The sequence below is a fragment of the Pedobacter ginsengiterrae genome (genome assembly GCF_039537385.1).
Lineage (GTDB): Bacteria > Bacteroidota > Bacteroidia > Sphingobacteriales > Sphingobacteriaceae > Pedobacter > Pedobacter ginsengiterrae.
Map to the genome: position 1 here is coordinate 272,780 of NZ_BAABAK010000001.1, position 18,375 is coordinate 291,154.

16 protein-coding genes are annotated in these 18,375 nt (G+C 35.3%); 13 read left to right on the forward strand and 3 right to left on the reverse strand.

Annotation, left to right across the window (positions count from 1 at the left end):
* Positions 1-215: 215 nt before the first annotated feature.
* The 12 genes from ABD692_RS01080 to ABD692_RS01135 all read left to right on the forward strand — a co-directional run bounded on the left by ABD692_RS01080 (position 216) and on the right by ABD692_RS01135 (position 15,004).
* A complete protein-coding gene (locus ABD692_RS01080) occupies positions 216-2,042 on the forward strand; it encodes a hypothetical protein (protein ID WP_316758372.1) in 1,827 nt (608 codons plus the stop codon).
* Positions 2,043-2,091: 49 nt separating this feature from the next.
* The gene (locus ABD692_RS01085) at positions 2,092-3,285 is read left to right on the forward strand and encodes a PAS domain-containing sensor histidine kinase (protein ID WP_316758370.1); all 1,194 of its coding nucleotides are present in this window, start codon (positions 2,092-2,094) and stop codon (positions 3,283-3,285) included.
* A 14-nt stretch (positions 3,286-3,299) separates the two neighbouring features.
* Positions 3,300-4,331 carry a response regulator gene (locus ABD692_RS01090; RefSeq protein ID WP_344764242.1) on the forward strand — a complete coding sequence of 344 codons (1,032 nt, stop codon included), beginning with the start codon at positions 3,300-3,302 and terminating at the stop codon, positions 4,329-4,331.
* A 506-nt stretch (positions 4,332-4,837) separates the two neighbouring features.
* Positions 4,838-5,269, forward strand: a complete 432-nt coding sequence (locus ABD692_RS01095) for a Rossmann-fold NAD(P)-binding domain-containing protein (RefSeq protein WP_344764243.1) — start codon at positions 4,838-4,840, stop codon at positions 5,267-5,269.
* Positions 5,269-6,615 (forward strand): oxygen-independent coproporphyrinogen III oxidase, encoded by a 1,347-nt coding sequence (gene hemN / locus ABD692_RS01100; RefSeq protein WP_344764245.1) that lies wholly within the window; start codon positions 5,269-5,271, stop codon positions 6,613-6,615. Before ABD692_RS01095 ends, hemN begins: the two co-directional genes overlap by 1 nt.
* Before the next feature lie 12 nt (positions 6,616-6,627).
* A complete protein-coding gene (locus ABD692_RS01105; RefSeq protein WP_344764246.1) occupies positions 6,628-9,012 on the forward strand; it encodes a heavy metal translocating P-type ATPase in 2,385 nt (794 codons plus the stop codon).
* Positions 9,009-9,194 carry a cbb3-type cytochrome oxidase assembly protein CcoS gene (gene ccoS / locus ABD692_RS01110; RefSeq protein WP_316758360.1) on the forward strand — a complete coding sequence of 62 codons (186 nt, stop codon included), beginning with the start codon at positions 9,009-9,011 and terminating at the stop codon, positions 9,192-9,194. Before ABD692_RS01105 ends, ccoS begins: the two co-directional genes overlap by 4 nt.
* A 63-nt stretch (positions 9,195-9,257) precedes the next feature.
* Entirely contained in the window at positions 9,258-11,399 is a 2,142-nt protein-coding gene (gene ccoN, locus ABD692_RS01115; RefSeq protein ID WP_316758357.1) for a cytochrome-c oxidase, cbb3-type subunit I, read from the forward strand.
* Between the two features lie 167 nt (positions 11,400-11,566).
* Positions 11,567-12,514, forward strand: a complete 948-nt coding sequence (locus ABD692_RS01120; RefSeq protein ID WP_344764249.1) for a cbb3-type cytochrome c oxidase N-terminal domain-containing protein — start codon at positions 11,567-11,569, stop codon at positions 12,512-12,514.
* Positions 12,498-13,868: a cytochrome c oxidase accessory protein CcoG gene (gene ccoG, locus ABD692_RS01125; RefSeq protein ID WP_344764251.1), complete on the forward strand. Its 1,371-nt coding sequence runs from the start codon at positions 12,498-12,500 to the stop codon at positions 13,866-13,868. Before ABD692_RS01120 ends, ccoG begins: the two co-directional genes overlap by 17 nt.
* Positions 13,869-13,871: 3 nt before the next feature.
* Positions 13,872-14,306: a FixH family protein gene (locus ABD692_RS01130; RefSeq protein ID WP_344764254.1), complete on the forward strand. Its 435-nt coding sequence runs from the start codon at positions 13,872-13,874 to the stop codon at positions 14,304-14,306.
* Positions 14,306-15,004: a sulfite exporter TauE/SafE family protein gene (locus ABD692_RS01135; RefSeq protein ID WP_316758936.1), complete on the forward strand. Its 699-nt coding sequence runs from the start codon at positions 14,306-14,308 to the stop codon at positions 15,002-15,004. Before ABD692_RS01130 ends, ABD692_RS01135 begins: the two co-directional genes overlap by 1 nt.
* Before the next feature lie 168 nt (positions 15,005-15,172).
* Here the strand turns inward: ABD692_RS01135 and hxlA are convergent, their stop codons facing one another.
* Both hxlA and hxlB read right to left on the reverse strand, forming a co-directional pair.
* Positions 15,173-15,805, reverse strand: a complete 633-nt coding sequence (gene hxlA, locus ABD692_RS01140; protein ID WP_344764256.1) for a 3-hexulose-6-phosphate synthase — start codon at positions 15,803-15,805, stop codon at positions 15,173-15,175.
* 37 nt (positions 15,806-15,842) lie between these two features.
* On the reverse strand, positions 15,843-16,448 hold the full coding sequence (gene hxlB / locus ABD692_RS01145; RefSeq protein WP_344764258.1) for a 6-phospho-3-hexuloisomerase: 606 nt from the start codon (positions 16,446-16,448) through the stop codon (positions 15,843-15,845).
* Between the two features lie 200 nt (positions 16,449-16,648).
* Here hxlB and ABD692_RS01150 point away from each other — a divergent pair, with 200 nt between their 5' ends.
* On the forward strand, positions 16,649-17,509 hold the full coding sequence (locus ABD692_RS01150) for a helix-turn-helix domain-containing protein (protein WP_316758344.1): 861 nt from the start codon (positions 16,649-16,651) through the stop codon (positions 17,507-17,509).
* 411 nt (positions 17,510-17,920) lie between these two features.
* Here the strand turns inward: ABD692_RS01150 and ABD692_RS01155 are convergent, their stop codons facing one another.
* Complete coding sequence (locus tag ABD692_RS01155; protein ID WP_344764261.1) at positions 17,921-18,367, reverse strand: hypothetical protein; 447 nt, start codon at positions 18,365-18,367, stop codon at positions 17,921-17,923.
* Between the last annotated feature and the right edge of the window lie 8 nt (positions 18,368-18,375).

An 18,375-nucleotide genomic window follows, 5' to 3' on the forward strand; every position in this document is an offset into this window, starting at 1 on the left:
CATTTTCTATAAGACGAAAAACTATAGAATTAGTTGCACGATGAAATAAAGAATTCTAAATAAATTTATATCAACTTGATAATCAAAAAGAAACGAAAAGTAACAAAAGCAGGATAAAGGAAAAAGCTGGAAAAAGTAATTTTTGTCAACCTAAAAAGTGACCGCTGTCACATCTTAAAACTTAGACTATACGTTATTTTGTTTCTAAAAATATCATGCCACATACTTTTCATATACCAGTTCTGGGTCTCGCCTACTCCATAGATACACCTTTAAAAGTTGCCAGATTTGGAATTTCATCAGTTGTATCAATCGTTGATGATGAACTTTGCGAACGAATGCGAAAATATCATTCAGACTTAAATAACGAACCTTATGTTGACATTCATAAATCTGAAACCAATAGCCGAGCGAGAAGAATTACCGCCTACCTTAACCTGTTAAAAAAACTAATCGATAATCAAATTGAATTTATTAAAAAGCAAAGCTTTGAAGCTGGAACAGAATTAACCAAATATTTTGAGTTACTTGACGAAAACACCATTCAAAAAAAATTCTATAACAATATGCTCAAATTGCCGATCGGCAAAAAGCGAGAAAATTTAGAAAACCAGTTAAGAAACGAGGTAAAAGCTGGAAGTATTGATGTAAATATTATGGCAAAAGTAGATAAAGTAAATTTTGCTAACCACATCAATTTAGGAAATGAAAACACAGATGCACTTGCCGCTTTAAGAGGTTTTGCAAATAGCGAACTTCAATCCGCGGTAGTTATTTCTGCTGGACTAAATCCACGGCTTTATAGCTACATAGAAGATTTTACAGATTTCTATCCAAATGCAGATTCCAATTTCTCAAAAAAAATAATTTTAAAAGTTAGCGATTACCGTTCTGCATTGATACAGGCAAAAATGCTTGCAAAAAAAGGATTATGGGTTTCAGAATTTAGAATCGAATCGGGCTTAAATTGTGGCGGCCATGCCTTTGCGACCGAAGGCTTTTTATTAGGACCTATTTTGCAGGAATTCAAAGAAAACCGCAGCTTATTAGTTGAAGAATTATGGTCAATTTATGCTTCAGCCCTGCAACAAAAAAACATCAACATCAACGCAAAACCAAAACAGAAAATAACAGCACAAGGTGGAATTGGAACATCTGATGAGCATGATTATCTAATGCAGGCCTATGGACTTGATGCAACTGGCTGGGGAAGTCCGTTTTTATTGGTGGAAGAAGCTACAAATGTTGACGAAGAGACACTAAATAATTTAGCAGAAGCCACCGAAATTGACTTTTATCTAAGTAACTCTTCTCCGCTTGGTGTACCTTTTAACAACTTTAAAAAGAGTACCGCCGAAAAAGAAAGACTTTACCGAATTTCGAAAAATCGACCTGGAAGTCCTTGTACAAAGAAATACCTTTGCACCAATACCGAATTTACCGAACAACCAATTTGTACTGCTTCAAGGCAATATCAAAATCTTAAAATTAAAGCGCTAAAAGCCTTATCACTAACTGATGGAGAACTGAATAAACAAATTGATTTGGTTACCGAGAAAGTTTGTCTTTGCGAAGGCTTATGTGCCTCAATATATATTAAAGATAAAATTTTAAAACCTAAAGAAAGTGTGGCGGTTAGCATTTGTCCTGGCCCAAACCTCGCTTATTTTTCAAAAAAGTACAGTTTAAAAGAAATGGTAGACCATATTTATGGAAAAACAAATTTGCTTGAAGGTGTTAATCGTCCTAATTTATTTGTAAAAGAACTTGGTCTTTATATTGATTACCTAAAAAAGGAATTGCAGAATTTCAGCGATGAATTAAAAATAAATGTGGAGAACCTGAATCAGAAGAAACAGAATTATCTGAATAAATTTTATAATCAGCTGATGACTGGAATAGATTATTATCTTACAAATATTAAAGGAATTGATGTTAATTTAAAAATCTGGAGTGATGAACAAATCATACTTTTTGAAAAAGCAGTGCTAAATATTAAAGGTATAAACCCACAATTATTAAATTTGAGCCAATTGAAATAAAATTTGGTTGAATACCCTACTCAATTTGATCAATATTACGTAACTGGTTATGGAAAGAGCAAAATTACTTAGTGCTATTATCGAAAATGCTATAGATGGCATCATCACTATTGATGATAAAGGCATCATTGAGCATGTAAATCCCGCAGCGCTAAAACTTTTTGGCTTCGAAATTAAAGAACTTGTTGGTAAAAATGTTTCGGCATTAATGCCGCAGCCAGATAAGGAACGACATGATGGCTACATTAAAAATTACGATAATACAGGGCAAAAAAGAATTATAGGAATTGGTCGAGAGGTTATTGGACAAAGAAAAGATGGATCAACCTTCCCTTTCAGACTTGGTGTAAGTGAAGTAAAATTTAGCGATAGAAAGATCTATACTGGTTTTATACACGATTTGAGTAAACATAAGGAAGATGAAGCCAGAATTAAAAGTTATACTGAAGAACTTGAAGATAAAATTAGAGATCGAACAAGAGATTTGGTAAAACTTGTAGCAGAATTAGAATCGGCGAAAGAACACGTAAATGCACTTTTCATAAAAGAAAAAGAACTAAATCAACTTAAAACAAGATTTGTTTCAATGGCATCACACGAATTTAGAACACCATTAAGTTCGATACAACTATCGGCTACTTTAATCGATAAGTACACGCCAAAACAAGATATCGAAAACATCGAAAAACATACTGGTAAAATTAAAAACGCAGTTGGTAATTTAACCACAATACTAAACGATTTTCTTTCTCTCGAAAAACTGGAAGCAGGAAAGGTTGAAGTTCATCCGACATGGTTTAGCATTATTAATTTTGCTGAAGAAATTGTTGAGGAAATGCAGCTTATAAGCAAACAAGATCAGCATATTATATATGAACATAAAGGTATTTCTGCACAAGTCTTCCTTGATATTAATTTATTAAAAAACAGCGTAATCAATTTAATTTCTAATGCTATAAAATACTCTGGCGAAAACACAATGATTCAGTTTAACAGCATTTTGAAAGATGATGAACTTTTAATCGAAATAAAAGATAATGGCATTGGAATACCAGAAACCGATCTCCATAATCTTTTTGAGCCCTTTTTCAGAGCACATAATACAGGAAGCATTCCTGGAACAGGATTAGGTTTAAATATTGTGAAACGTTACGTAAGATTAATGAACGGAAATGTTGCCTGCGAGAGTGCACAAAATATAGGTACAACCATAACTTTAAAATTCCCATTTACCAATAACTAATCCCCTTACCTCGCATGAGCAAGAAGATCTTAATTATAGAAGACAACGATGACATTAGAGAAAGCACTGCCGAAATTTTAGAGCTTGCAGGTTACGAAACATTTACAGCCAATAATGGAAAAATTGGAGTCGAACAGGCTACAAAACATCATCCTGATTTGATTCTTTGCGATATTATGATGCCAGAACTTGATGGTTATGGAGTGCTTTACTTATTACATAAAAATCCACAAACAGCAACTATTCCTTTTATTTTCATTACTGCAAAAAGCGAAAGAGCAGACATGCGTAAGGGAATGGAAATGGGTGCTGATGATTATTTAACTAAACCTTTTGATGATATAGAACTACTTAACGCCATTGAAGGCAGGCTTAAAAAAAACAAAACCAGTGGTAATTTTATCGGTAATGAAGTTGACACAAAATCTTTATTTATAGAGTTGGTAAAAAAAGGAAAAAGTCGTGTTTTAGCCAATAAGCAAATTATTTATGTAGAAGAAGATGAGCCCACACATGTATACTATGTAAAAAAAGGACAAGTAAAAACCTACAAAAGATTTAAAGATGGTAGAGAACTTTCCTCTGCACTATATCATGCGGGCGATTTTTTTGGTTACGAAAGTCTCTTTACGGAATCTGATTACGAAGATAATGCTGCAACACTGGCAGATTGTGAATTGGTTTTAATTCCAAAAGCTGATTTTACCGATTACCTATACCAGCATCAACCGCTATCAGCGGCTTTTATCAGATTATTATCTGGGAGCATAAGAGATAAGGAAAATCAAATGCTTCAACTGGCCTACTTCTCCGTTAGAAAGCGTGTAGCCGATGCTTTGATTCAAGTTGCAGAAAAATTCGGAAACATTGAAAATGATAGTTCAACCATAAAAATTTCACGAGACGATCTTGCCGCGATGGTAGGTACAGCAAGCGAAACAGTGAGTAGAATGCTTGCCGATTTTAAGGAAGAAAAACTTATCGAAAAAACTGGTAATGCAATTAAGATTTGTGCAATTTCAAAAATGAAAAACATTAAACAATAAGTCGATTTTGCATGAAAAAATACTTTAATCTGCATCAATAAGAAATTGATAACCAATAATATTACCGTAATAAATTAAAGTCACACCTCTACATTAGCTAATCTATCTAGTATTACAATATTTGATTAAGCAAAGTAATACATTACTTAAAATTCTAAGCTAAAATATTCTATTCCAAAATTTCCAGATAATAATCAAGTCCGACTCAAATCCGTGTGCAATACATGCTCGCTTTAGGTTTGCTAGCTGGATACTCCCGCTATGACCCTAATCTACTGCTCTAGTACTTCTTTTCATGAGAGCGCATACTTAAAAAGGTACAAAGCTCTAGGAGCAGTAAATTGATGGAAACAATGTTAAGTTATAACCATTATTAACTTTTCTCAGCGTTTAAATAGTTTATCTGCTAGGGAAACAGATCTCTGACGAAAATCACTTTTTCAACTGATTAACCTCACGACACAGACTACCAACAAATTATAGTTTTGAGAACTAAAAATTTGTTTATGAAAGCAATTGCCTACAATATTAAGCCCGAAGAAAAAGAATGCCTGGTTCTGGCAAATCACAAAAAACACGATATCACAATTATTGCTAATAGTCTTTCTGCTGAAACCATTGCTTTTGCTGAAGGCAAAGAAACTCTACTTGTTTTCAACAACGATTCTGTTAACCAGGAGCTCATTAATAAACTTAAAGAACTGGGGATAAAATATATTGCAACCTCCTCTTTCGAAACCAGTCATCTCGATTTAAAATCGGCTGCTACAGCAGGATTTAAAATTGCAAATGTACCCTTCAAGGATGGGCAAAGTGCATTAGACAGAATGTTGCAGGTAGTTAAAAATTTAGATAATTGGGCAGCTGGTAAATGCGTTGGAACCGCTTGCTGTTGTCAAAATAACTGTTCAGTTACCAAAACATTAAACAAAGCATAATGGATACCTTAGCACTGCTTAAGAAGTATAATGTTGCCGCACCACGCTACACCAGTTACCCTACCGTACCTTTTTGGGAAACAGATAAATTTAATCAGGAGCAATGGTTAATTTCTGTAAAAAACACTTTTGAAGATTATAAAGCAGAGGGTATAAGTTTATATATTCACCTACCTTTTTGCGAAAATCTTTGTACTTATTGTGGCTGCAATACCCGAATCACCAAAAACCATGGGGTAGAACAGCCGTACATAAATGCCTTATTAAAGGAATGGGATATGTATCTGAATGTTTTAGGTACTAAACCTAAACTTAAAGAATTGCATCTTGGTGGTGGAACACCGACATTTTTCAGCGCTGCTAATCTTCAGAAACTAATTAATGGAATATTAGAACAATGTGAAATTGCTCCTGATCCCGAGTTTTCTTTTGAAGCACATCCAGATAATACAACAAAGGAGCATCTAGTTACGCTTCATCAATTAGGTTTTAACCGATTAAGCTTCGGCATACAAGATTTTGATCCAAAAGTACAGTTAATGATCAATCGTTTTCAAACACCACAACAGGTTGAAAACATTACTGCTTTAGCAAGAAACATCGGTTATACTTCAGTTAACTTCGATCTAATTTACGGCCTTCCTTTTCAAACGGTTGATGGTTTAACAGAAACCTTAAAAAAAGTTATTAAAATGAATGCTGATCGGATTGCATTTTACAGTTATGCACATGTGCCCTGGTTAAAACCAGGACAACGCCGTTATACTGAAAAGGATTTGCCAGATAGTGAATCCAAATTCAATTTATGCAATTTGGGTAAAAATGCATTAATCGAAGCTGGGTACGAAGATATTGGCATGGACCATTTCGCCAGAAGACACGATAGTCTATTTACTGCTGCTCAAAAAAATGAACTGCACAGAAACTTTATGGGTTATACCCATCAACATACGCAATTACTTATCGGCCTTGGTGTTTCTTCAATAAGTGATAGTTATACGGCATTCGCCCAAAATACTAAAACTGTAGAATCCTATTTGGAATATATAGAAAAAGGCAATTTTCCTTTAGAAAAAGGCCATATTTTATCTCGTAAAGATTTAAAAATCCGCCAGCATATTCGAAATATTATGTGCGATGGTAAAAGCCTTTTTTACGATGGAATACCGAAAATGGCACATTATAAGCTAGTTCCTTTAATTGAAGATGGATTGATTTCTCTAAAAGAAAATTTATTGAATGTAAATCCCAAAGGGAAACCCTTTTTAAGAAACATCTGCATGGCGCTTGATGACCGCCTTTGGACAAAGGAGCCAAAAAGTCAAATGTTCAGCTATTCTATCTAAAACCTTCGTGCTATGCAAAATCAAAATAAAATTGCTACAAAAGAACTTTGTTACCATTGCGGCGAACCTTTGGATGATATTAAGCTTAGTTTAGATGGTTACGATTTTTGCTGTACTGGCTGTAAAAGTGTTTATAAAATTCTATCTGAAAATAATCTATGCAATTACTACAGTTACAATGATTCGCCTGGAAAAAGAATCCAAAATGCTAATCATTTTGAATATTTAGATGAACCTGGAATTATCAATCAGCTGCTGGATTACAAACACGACAAAGCCAGTATTGTAACGTTTTACATCCCTGCCATTCATTGTAGCTCCTGCATATGGCTTTTAGAACACCTATATAAAATAAACGAAGCCATATTTTCTTCTAGGATAGACTTTCTTAAACGTCAGGTAACCATAAGTTTTAAACATGAAGAAATCTCGCTACGTAAACTAGTCGAAATCCTGAGCAATATCGGCTATGAGCCTTTAATCAGCTTGCAGGATGTGGTTAAAGAAAATAGCCACTCTATTAATAAATCGCTCATACAAAAAATTGCGGTTGCAGGTTTTTTAATGGGCAACGTAATGTTATTCAGCTTTCCCGAATATTTCGGATTAAACAGTTTAGAAAAACAATTTCAGCATCTTTTTGGCTGGCTTAATCTTGCATTTTCAATACCAGCAGCATTTTATTGCGGTAAAGATTATTTTATTTCTGCCGCAACAAGTTTAAAACATAGGCAAATTAACCTCGATACACCTTTGGCGCTAATTATTGCCATGTTATTTTTCAGAACTGCGTATGATGTAATTTTCACCAATGAACCTGGGTTTGCCGACACCTTAACAGGACTTGTTTTCCTTTTATTAATGGGCAAATGGGTTAAGCAGCGCACTTATCACCACATTTCATTCGATCGGGATTACCGCTCCTATTTTCCAATTGCAGTTACCACAATTAATAATGGTATAGAAAAACCAATCGCCATTGAAGAAATTACTATTGGAGATCGGCTTTGGATTAGAAATGGCGAAATCATTCCTGCCGACGCAATTTTAATGAAAGGCGATGCATGGATGGATATGAGTTTTGTAACTGGCGAAGCAGAACCTCTACATAAGGTACTGGGTGAAATTATTTACGCTGGTGGTCGTCAAACCGCCGAAGCAATAGAATTGGAAGTGGTTAAACCTGTATCACAAAGTTATCTTACAGGGCTATGGAATAACGAAAATTATCAAACCGATTTAAAAAAGCAAAATTTTAACGATCGTAATGCAAAATATTTCAGCCTTGGTGTGTTCATCATTGCATTTTCAGCTACCATTTATTGGCTGTTTAACAACGATAATCATAAAGCATGGGCTGCATTTACAGCGGTTATTATTGTGGCTTGCCCATGTGTTCTGTCTTTAAGCACACCATTTACGCTTTCTGCCATTTTATCAATTTTTGATAAAAAAGGATTTTATGTAAAGAATACAGATGCTGTCGAAGCCTTGGCAGCCAGCGATACCATTATTTTTGATAAGACAGGAACGCTAACCTGCACAGAAAATGCGACACTCTCTTATACTGGCATTCTTGATTATTATGAACAAACACTGGTTGCATCTCTGGTAAGAAACTCATCGCATCCACTAAGTCGCCAAATATTAAAGCATTTACACTACGAGGAGTTTTTACCTGTTACAACCTATACCGAAATCCCAGGAAAAGGGATATCAGGCACAATTCATCATCAAAAAATTTATTTAGGAAACAGTTCAATCCTACCAAAAAATACTGCGATTAAAGAAAGTAATGGTACGCATATCGTTATCGATAATCAATATAAAGGAAGTTTTCAGGCGGTACAGCAATGGCGAAGCGGGTTGCCTCAGTTCATACAAAAACTGGCTAAAAAATTTCAGCTTCATGTTTTGTCTGGCGATACCGATCAGGAATATGCAGCACTAAAAAATATTTTTCCGACTAAAACCAAAATAAACTTTAGGCAAAGCCCGCATCAAAAGTTAGATTATATACTTCAGGAGCAAAGAAAAAACCGCAAGGTGATGATGCTTGGTGATGGGTTAAACGATGCAGGCGCTTTAAAACAAAGTGACTTCGGTGTTGCGATAACGGATAACATCAACAATTTCACTCCAGGATGCGATGCCATTCTAACTGGAAACAGCCTTAATCTGCTTCCAAATTTTATAGCGTTAAGTCGAGATGGCTTGAAAGTTGTAAAAATCAGTTTCGCCATAGCCATTATCTACAATTGCGTTGGAATTTATTTTGCTGTCCAGGGAACACTTTATCCTTTAATTGCAGCTGTGCTGATGCCTATTAGCACCATAACCATTATCTCTTTCACCTCAATTGCTACTCATTATTTTGCTAAAAAAAACAAGCTATGAACATTTTATATTTTTTAGTGGGCTGCAGTGTATTAATGGCCTTAGTTTTTCTTGCAGCATTTTTCTGGGCTTCGAAAACAGGACAACACGACGATGTTTACACACCTGGATTTAGAATACTTTTCGATGATGAAGAAAATAAAAGTGACGAAAATCACATTTCAAACAAACCACAATCATAATTACGTCTGGCATCCAGAGATACATTTGCCTTACAAAAACTAACAAATCCTTTCTTAATTATTATGCAGTTAGAGAAATTTACTTACGACAATAAGATTGTTCGAAACTTTGGTATTGCAACCATTGTTTGGGGTGTAATCGGTATGACGGTTGGCCTCATCGTAGCCATGCAGCTGATTAAACCAGGGATGAACATGGGTAATCAATACACCACTTTTGGCCGTATCCGTCCTTTACACACCAATGCTGTAATTTTTGCCTTCGTTGGAAATGCCATTTTCATGGGGGTTTATTATTCGCTTCAGCGTTTGCTAAAAGCCCGAATGTTTAGCGATCTTTTAAGTGCTATTCACTTTTGGGGTTGGCAGCTAATAATCTTATCGGCAGTAATTACGCTTCCGTTAGGCTTTACAACCTCACACGAATATGCCGAACTCGAATGGCCAATTGATATTGCCATAACCTTAATCTGGGTAGTTTTCGGTATTAATATGTTTGGTACCATTTTTAAAAGAAGAGAACGCCATTTATACGTTGCCATTTGGTTTTACATTGCCACGTTTGTAACCATTGCGGTTTTACACATTGTTAATTCGGTAGAATTGCCAATATCTTTTATGAAAAGCTATTATGTATATGCGGGCGTTCAAGATGCTTTGGTACAATGGTGGTATGGACATAATGCTGTAGCTTTTTTCTTAACCACGCCCTATTTAGGAATGATGTATTATTTCCTTCCAAAAATGGCAGGCAGGCCTGTTTATTCTTATAAATTAAGTATTCTGCATTTCTGGTCGTTAATATTCATTTACATTTGGGCTGGCCCTCACCATCTGCTTTACTCCTCTTTGCCAGGTTGGGCACAATCTTTAGGTATTGTATTTTCTATCATGCTTATTGCACCAAGTTGGGGCGGGATGATTAATGGTTTGTTAACTTTAAGAGGTGCATGGGATAAAGTTCGCGATGATGTTACCTTAAAATTTATGGTTGTTGCCTTAACCTGTTACGGCATGGCTACTTTCGAAGGTCCGTTACTTTCTATAAAACAAATTAATGGTATTGCCCACTTTACCGATTGGATCGTGGCTCACGTACACGTTGGCGCATTAGGATGGAATGGATTTTTAACCTTTGGCGTTTTATACTGGATCATTCCTAAAATTTATAAAACCGAGCTTTACTCTAAAAAGCTGGCTGGTTTCCATTTTTGGATTGGCACTTTAGGAATTCTTTTTTATGCAATTCCGATGTATTGGGCTGGTTTTACCCAAGGTTTGATGTGGAAAGAATTTACCGAGGAAGGCTTATTAAAATACCCTAACTTTTTAGCGGTTACCCTACAAATAATTCCAATGCATGTTTTCCGTGCCGTTGGTGGTGCTTTCTATCTTATAGGCGCAATTGCGATGACCTTTAACCTGGCTAAGACCATGATAAAAGGGCGTTTAGTGGCAAACGAAGCTGCAGAAGCAATGCCATTGCCAGCGATGATTGTAGAAACCAATCCAATGGATAAAAAATGGCACAGAGTATTAGAACGCAAGCCAATGAAATTCATGGTGCTTTCGCTAATCATCATACTAATTGGCGGAATGGTAGAAATGATGCCAACTTTTACTATTAAATCAAACGTACCTACCATAAAAAGTGTAAAACCATACACTGCCCTCGAATTGCAAGGACGTGATTTATACATTCGTGAAGGCTGCGTAAACTGCCACTCGCAAATGGTTAGGCCATTTCGCTCAGAAACAGAACGTTATGGCGAATATAGTAAAGCAGGAGAATTTGTTTACGATCATCCGTTTTTATGGGGAAGTAAACGTACAGGACCAGATTTACACCGAGAAGGCGGAAAATATTCTGACGCCTGGCACTTTAATCACATGTTAGATCCTACATCAATGTCGCCAGGAAGTATTATGCCTCCATACCCATGGTTAATTGATCAGCAGCTTGACATCAGCACCACACCTAAAAAAATCAGGGCTATGCAAGCCTTAGGCGTTCCTTATCCAGATGGATTTGATAAAACGGCTAATGATGAATTAAAATCGCAAGCCAATAAAATTGCCGCAGAGTTAAAGCAAAACAATATAACCGTAAAAAGCGACCGTGAAATTGTAGCCCTAATTGCCTATCTACAACGTCTGGGGACTGATATTAAAGCAAACAAAGAAATAATTCCATCAAACCAATAGCCATGTTCGAACAACTTAAAAATTTAGCGGGCCGCGAATATTACCTGATTAGTTCGCTGCTATTGTTCCTAATATTCTTCATTATCGTAAGTATTTACCTAATCAAACTCAACAAAAATCATGTAAATGTGATGAGTGAATTACCATTAAAAGACTAGGAGATCATCATGAAAAAATTAAAAACGACACTCCTGTTTATTTGCTTAGCGATAACAGCATTTGCGGCTGATGAAAAAGTAGCTTCACCAATAGTAAGTTCAGAACCAAGTTTGCTTGGCACAAGCCAATCAGAAACTTTAATTCTAATATTACTTCTATTTGTATTAGTGTTACTTTTCGTATCCATCACTTTATTAAATGCTTTTAAAGTAATGTACAGGGAGCAAATTAATCCAACACCTTATATAATCCCTAAAAAGGAAGAAGTTTTAGATTATGATAGTTGGCTAAAAACAAAGAAAACCAAGCCATCAATTTGGAATAAGCTTCTGGGATTAAAACCAATTGAGGAAGAAAAAGATTTAATTATCGAACACGCTTATGACGGCATTCACGAACTTAACAATCCAGTTCCTGGTTGGTTTAACTTTCTTTTTTATGGAACCATTCTATTCGGCATTGGCTACCTTTTTTATTATTACATAGGTGGCTATGGCTTAAACCAAGACCAGCTTTACCAGGCAGAAGTAACTAAATCAATTGAAGATAAAGCCATTTATTTAAAAAAATCGGCAAATGCTGTTGATGAAAGCAACGTAAAACTAGATAATTCTGCCCCAGTTATAGAATCGGGGAAAAGCATTTTTACAGGAAATTGTGTGGTTTGCCATGGCCCCACTGGTGGTGGTTTAATTGGGCCAAATTTAACCGACGAATTTTGGCTACATGGTGGTAGCATCAACAACGTTTTTAAAACTATAAAATATGGTGTTCCGGAAAAAGGAATGGTTAGCTGGGAGAAAACCTTAAGCCCTAAACAAATAAGTGATGTAACCAACTATATTCTCTCACTTCAGGGTACAAAACCTGCTGGTGCAAAGGCTTCACAAGGTGTAAAATACGAGCCTGCAAACCCGAATGATCAAGAGGTAAAAGAAGATGTTACCAAAAAATAAAACTGAGCAAAAAAGTAAAGGCCGTAATTTTCTTTATCCAAAGAAACCCTCTGGGAAATTATATACCTATCGAAAATGGGTAAGTTATGGCCTTTTAATAAGCTTATTTAGCGCTCCGTTTTTAAGGTATAAAGGCGAACAACTGGTTCTGCTTAATTTCCTCGAACGCAAATTTGTTTTCTTCGGATTAATCTTTACCCCACAAGATTTTTATCTCTTCGCTTTTGCGATGTTGATTTTCATCTTATTTGTAATTTGCTTTACTGTGGTTTTGGGCAGGCTTTGGTGCGGTTGGGCTTGCCCGCAAACCATATTTATGGAAATGATTTTCCGCCGAATTGAATATTGGATTGAAGGTGATGCGGTTAGACAAAAAAAGTTAGACGCTCAAAGTTGGAATGCTGAAAAATTTATTAAAAAATCGAGTAAGCATTTCCTATTTATTCTAATCTCGTTTGCTATTGCAAATACTTTTTTAGCCTACCTGATTGGTTCTGACGTCCTTTACAAAATTATTACAGAACCCGTAGGCCAACACATTTCTGGCTTTATATCCATTTGCATATTTACTGCAATTTTCTACATCGTTTTTGCTTACGTACGTGAAGTAGTATGTACAGTTATTTGTCCGTATGGCAGATTGCAAGGTGTTTTACTAGATAATCAAAGTTTAATTGTTGCTTATGATGAAAAACGCGGAGAACCTCGGGGTAAAATCTCAAAAGATTTTAAAGATAGTTTAAAAGGCGATTGTGTGGATTGTGGACTTTGTGTACAAGTTTGTCCGACTGGAATTGATATAAGAAAAGGAACGCAGTTAGAATGTGTTAATTGTACAGCATGTATTGATGCCTGTGATGAAGTTATGCTAAAGTTAAGCAAACCAAAAAGGCTTATCGGATTTTACAATAATGATTATATAAAAGACGGGAAACCTTTTAAAGTGGGTTTAAAAGGTTATGGTTACGCTATTGTTCTATTTATCGCTGTCGTATTGTTTTCATCGCTCATTTATAAAAGACAAAATGTAGAAACTACTGTGTTAAGGGCCAGCGGAACTCTATTTCAAACCAGAACAGACGGCACTGTAAGCAATTTATACAATGCAGAGCTAATCAACAAAACAAATAAAGCCATATACTTTAAGTTCAGGTCTGAAAACAAGGCTGATAGCGTTTTATTTATCCAAAGCCAAAAAGTACTCCCTAAAGAAGGTACAATCCATTTAACATTTTTCCTGATTAGAAAATCAGATAATATTAATAGTTATAAGAGCGAAGTAAAATTTGAAGTTATTGCTGATGGAGAAATTATCAGCACGGCAAGCACAAGCTTTTTTGCAAATCCAAAATAAGATATGAATATGAACTGGGGAAAGAAAATCGTGTTGACAATGGCTGTATTTATGCTTTTTATTTTAGGCTTGGGTGCATATATGTTGAGTAAACAAGGCAACGATACTTTGGTAGAAAGCAATTATTATGAAAAAGGGCTCATTTATGATGAAGAGTATGATGCACGGGAAAATACTTTTTTAGAACACGCTGAACCTGTAATTACCATCAATCCGAACCAGTTGGTTCTTCAATTAAAAGATAGTGCAAATTATTCGTTGGTATTAATGCGGCCATCAAATGCAAAAGCAGATCAACACTTCAGCGGAAAAACAATAGGCCTAAGCCATTTGATTTTACTGGAACGAAAAGCAAAAGATAAAGGCATTTGGTTGTTGGATCTGAAATGGAAAACCCACAACAAAAGTTATCAGTTTAAAAAAAGTATCACTTTGTGATGAATTATTTACCACTTGCTTTTTTAATGGGTTTATTCGGAAGTTTGCATTGTGCGGTAATGTGCGGGCCGCTAATGCTATCGTTACCAATTGAAAAAAGAAACATTTGGAATGCAGGTTTAAGTTTATTGCTTTATCAAACGGGCAGAATTTTAAGCTATACTTTAATGGGTGGTATTGCAGGTTGGTTTGGCAGTACATTTAGCCTCATTGCCAATCAAAAAACATTAAGCATAGTTATTGGCATTTTATTAATTGTTTTTACCCTATTACAGTTCAGTTCTTATTACAGTAAAAAGCTGAGTACATTTCAATTTAAGCTTATAAATCCGATAAGTAAATTAATGGGGAAACTTTTCGGCTTACCTTTATGGGAGTTTTTTGCGGGCATGTTAAATGGAATAATTCCCTGCGGGATGGTTTATCTCTCATTGGCTACGGCAGTTAATTCTGCTTCGGCAATAAATGGCTTCCAGTTTATGTTTCTTTTTGGCCTAGGCACTTTACCGCTGTTAATGATGATTTCGCTTGGAGGGATTTACTTAAAGAAATACATTCGTTTTAATACGAAAAAACTGATTCCCTGGTTTATGCTATTTATGGGGATATTACTTTTACTTCGATCAGCAGAACTTGGCATTCCCTTTCTATCGCCAAATAGCGGTTTAAATTTCGGCTCTACGGTTGATTGCAGATAATGATTGTAGTATGGTAATGCTGAATAAATTCAGTATTTTAATAGCTTGCGAACTCCTGCAATAAAAGTTAATGAAGTTGCAGCATAAATTAAAGCTTAATAAACAGGAGAAATAAAAAATCGCATGGAATTTATCAAACACAAATCCCATGCGATTTTAAATGATTATCTATGCCGCATCAATTGCTTCGCGTAGTGCTTTTGCAGCTGCCGCTGGATCTTCAGCGCCATAAATTGCTGCCCCAACTACGGCAACTTGTGCACCTGCCTTAATTACGGCAGTAACATTATCAATGTTTACACCACCAGCAATCGATACTGGAACACCAGCTCTTGCAGCTTCATCAATTAAAACCTGAATGGAATAACCAGCAGTCCACTGCTCGTCTAATCCTGCGTGTAATTCTACAAATTCCACTCCTAACTCGATAACTTCTTGCGCCCTTTTAACACGATCAGGATAGCCAATTGTATCTACAACCACGCCCTTTCCATGTGCTTTTGCAGCCTTAACTGCACCAATTATTGTTGCATTACCTGCAGCACCCATTACGGTAACTAAATCTGCGCCAGCTTTGAAAGCAATATCAGCTTCTAATTCACCTGCATCAGCTGTTTTTAAATCCGCAAATACCAGTTTATCTGGGTGTGCATTTTTCATTGCAGTTATAACTGATGAACCCATATTTTTAATTAATGGAGTTCCTAACTCAATGATATCAACATAAGGCGCAACTTTTGCGGCTAAAGCCAATGCTTCTTCTGTTGTTAATAAATCTATTGCTACTTGTAATTTTGCCATGATTGTATCTATTTATTATTTTAAAAGTTAAATTCTGTTATTCTAAATTTGCGTGTCGTTTCCATAATTCTTCAGCTGGGGTTTCATCTAATTTCCAAAGCGACTGAAAAACAGCGTCCATCAGCAATAGTAAAAATTGTTCAAATAAGCTTCCTGCGTATTGCTTTGATTTCGCGCCACCATGATCTTCTTTTTCTGCTGCTGGAATTAAAACCACATGATTAGCTAGTTTAGCTAAGGACGAAGATAGATTTGTTGTGAGTGCAACAACTTCTGCTCCAGCTAAAATTGCCTTTTCTGCAACTCTAACAATTGTGGCTGTAGTACCAGAGCCCGAAGCAGAAATTAAAAGATCGCCTTTTTGAATAGCTGGTGTAGTCGTTTCGCCAACGAAATAAACTACAAGCCCCAAATGCATTAAGCGCATAGCAGTAGAACGCATTGCAAATCCCGATCGGCCAGTGGCTATTATAAAAATGCGTTCTGATTTTTGTATAAAATTTATAAATGGGATTAGCGATTCTAAATCTATTTTTTTTGCCAGTTGAGTGTTTTCGTTTAATACCAAATCTAAATTGAGTTGTAAATCCCAAATCAGTTGCTGATTATCCAATATATCTTTCTCTACATTGTGCGTTTCCATACCTAATATTTTATGAAGCGAAGTTAGAAAGGACTTAATGCCGAAAGGTTATACAATTGGCTTATAATGTGGGATTATCTGGACAGCTTGGCTATAAAAAGTCATAATCAAATCATAAAAAAAGGTCTATTTCCGAATAGTCCTCCTTAATGTCCCAATTATCCAATCTGCTAATTATGTAGGTTATATATTTGCTTTCCATGAATCAGAACCCAACTTCCAATCTTGAAAAATCATTGCTGTACATCAGAAATCTTAATAATTGTCCACCCAGTTATTTAAACGATCCAGGGCGAAAAGACTTTTTTGAAGTTGTTTGGTTAAAGAATGAAGATCCACTTCACGGCATAAGCGATCCTGCTCTTGGCATAAAAGGAGATTGGATTTATTTAATTCCACCATATCGGGTGCACCAATTAAATAAAGCAGGAAAAAACGGCGAGCTTATATCTTTTAAAAGATCGATGCTTGAGGAAGAGGATAAAGATTTTTTACTTGATCTTTTTAGAATATTTAATGTACAAGGCGAATTTTCATGTTTAAGGCTTGATGATGCATCATCAAAAGAGCTGGGCGAAATTTATCACATTATTGAAACAGAATATAATCGCGAAAGCAACAGCTTTGTAATGCTTAAAGCTTTGCTAAAAGTTTTTTTATTAAAATTAATTACGGTAAAAGAACATGAATTTACCAATCATGATATTCACCAGAAAAGATTATATGAATTTTTAATGCTACTTGAAGGTAATTTCCAAACGGTTACGAATATCGATTTCTATGCAGGTAAATTGGGAATTAGCTCTAAACGGCTTAATCAAATTTTAAAGGAAAAATTGAATAAAACAGGCACTCAAATTATACACGACAGAATTATTTTAGAAGCAAAGCGAAAAATTATTCATAGTGATGTTACGATAAAAGAGATTGCTTACGACTTAGGTTTTACAGATAGACCATATTTTAGTCGATTTTTTAAAAAACAAACTGGAGAAACACCAGAAGAATTTCAAAAGAAAGCAAAAGCACACATCGAATCGAAGTTTAACACCTTAGTATAATATTAAAATTATCAAAAAGAATATTCGACTTAAAAAAAGACAGAAACTCACGTTATTAAAACAGATTACAAACCAAAAAATCAAAATAATTTCTTTAAAGCTGCAAAAAATGGGCACATTTCATTCTATTCATAAAATGAACAGGAAAAATTCAATCATTTTTTGAAGTATTGATTATTTTTCACTATATTGTTGACATACAAGCATTAACAATACAGAATATTATGAAAAATATCCTACTATTTCTGCTTGCGTGTCTAGTTTCCGTAAGCGCAGTACTTTCTTCTTCGAGATTATCAGACCCAGAACTTGGTTTTGCAACAGCCGCCTTAGTTTGGGCTTTTTATGCATGGCTACTGTTACCAAAGAAAGATCCCCAGCGAGATTTTCGCTAAAAATAATCGATTAAATCTATTCAGTAATCAATTTACTTCCTGTTATTGCAACTGGTGGATTACTCAACGTATTTCCCGCATTTAGTTTTAAAGTTCCAGAGATTAGAACAGGTTTAAATGTAAACTTAATCGCTTCGTTCATTTCTACAAGTAACATAATTGGAACACCTTTTTGACCGCAATAGAAACATTGATTTATTGGTAAAGGGGAAAACATAAAGCGGGTTTGTCTCATGCCATCTTTTATGGGCACGATGTAGCCTTCTATGGTGAATGGCTTATTTTGATATTTTTTAATATCAGGTTTAAAAACAGCATAAATTTCGGTGGGTTTTACAGTTTTCATTGTAATTCCACCAATAAGATCCCATTCAAGAGAATCCATTTGATCGGATGGATCGTGCTGGGCATAAGCAGAAAAACCTGCAAACAGAAAAAATATTAAAAAAAGGTTTTTAATCATTTAATAGA

Coding starts and splice junctions, on each gene's coding strand:
- ABD692_RS01120 (WP_344764249.1), top strand. CDS start 11,567: ATGAAAAAATTAAAAACGACACTCCTGTTTATTTGCTTAGCGATAACA.
- ABD692_RS01155 (WP_344764261.1), bottom strand. CDS start 18,367: ATGATTAAAAACCTTTTTTTAATATTTTTTCTGTTTGCAGGTTTTTCT.
- ABD692_RS01105 (WP_344764246.1), top strand. CDS start 6,628: ATGCAAAATCAAAATAAAATTGCTACAAAAGAACTTTGTTACCATTGC.
- ABD692_RS01080 (WP_316758372.1), top strand. CDS start 216: ATGCCACATACTTTTCATATACCAGTTCTGGGTCTCGCCTACTCCATA.
- ABD692_RS01135 (WP_316758936.1), top strand. CDS start 14,306: ATGAATTATTTACCACTTGCTTTTTTAATGGGTTTATTCGGAAGTTTG.
- hxlB (WP_344764258.1), bottom strand. CDS start 16,448: ATGGAAACGCACAATGTAGAGAAAGATATATTGGATAATCAGCAACTG.
- ABD692_RS01090 (WP_344764242.1), top strand. CDS start 3,300: ATGAGCAAGAAGATCTTAATTATAGAAGACAACGATGACATTAGAGAA.
- hxlA (WP_344764256.1), bottom strand. CDS start 15,805: ATGGCAAAATTACAAGTAGCAATAGATTTATTAACAACAGAAGAAGCA.
- ABD692_RS01085 (WP_316758370.1), top strand. CDS start 2,092: ATGGAAAGAGCAAAATTACTTAGTGCTATTATCGAAAATGCTATAGAT.
- ccoN (WP_316758357.1), top strand. CDS start 9,258: ATGCAGTTAGAGAAATTTACTTACGACAATAAGATTGTTCGAAACTTT.
- ccoG (WP_344764251.1), top strand. CDS start 12,498: ATGTTACCAAAAAATAAAACTGAGCAAAAAAGTAAAGGCCGTAATTTT.
- ABD692_RS01150 (WP_316758344.1), top strand. CDS start 16,649: ATGAATCAGAACCCAACTTCCAATCTTGAAAAATCATTGCTGTACATC.
- ccoS (WP_316758360.1), top strand. CDS start 9,009: ATGAACATTTTATATTTTTTAGTGGGCTGCAGTGTATTAATGGCCTTA.
- hemN (WP_344764245.1), top strand. CDS start 5,269: ATGGATACCTTAGCACTGCTTAAGAAGTATAATGTTGCCGCACCACGC.
- ABD692_RS01130 (WP_344764254.1), top strand. CDS start 13,872: ATGAATATGAACTGGGGAAAGAAAATCGTGTTGACAATGGCTGTATTT.
- ABD692_RS01095 (WP_344764243.1), top strand. CDS start 4,838: ATGAAAGCAATTGCCTACAATATTAAGCCCGAAGAAAAAGAATGCCTG.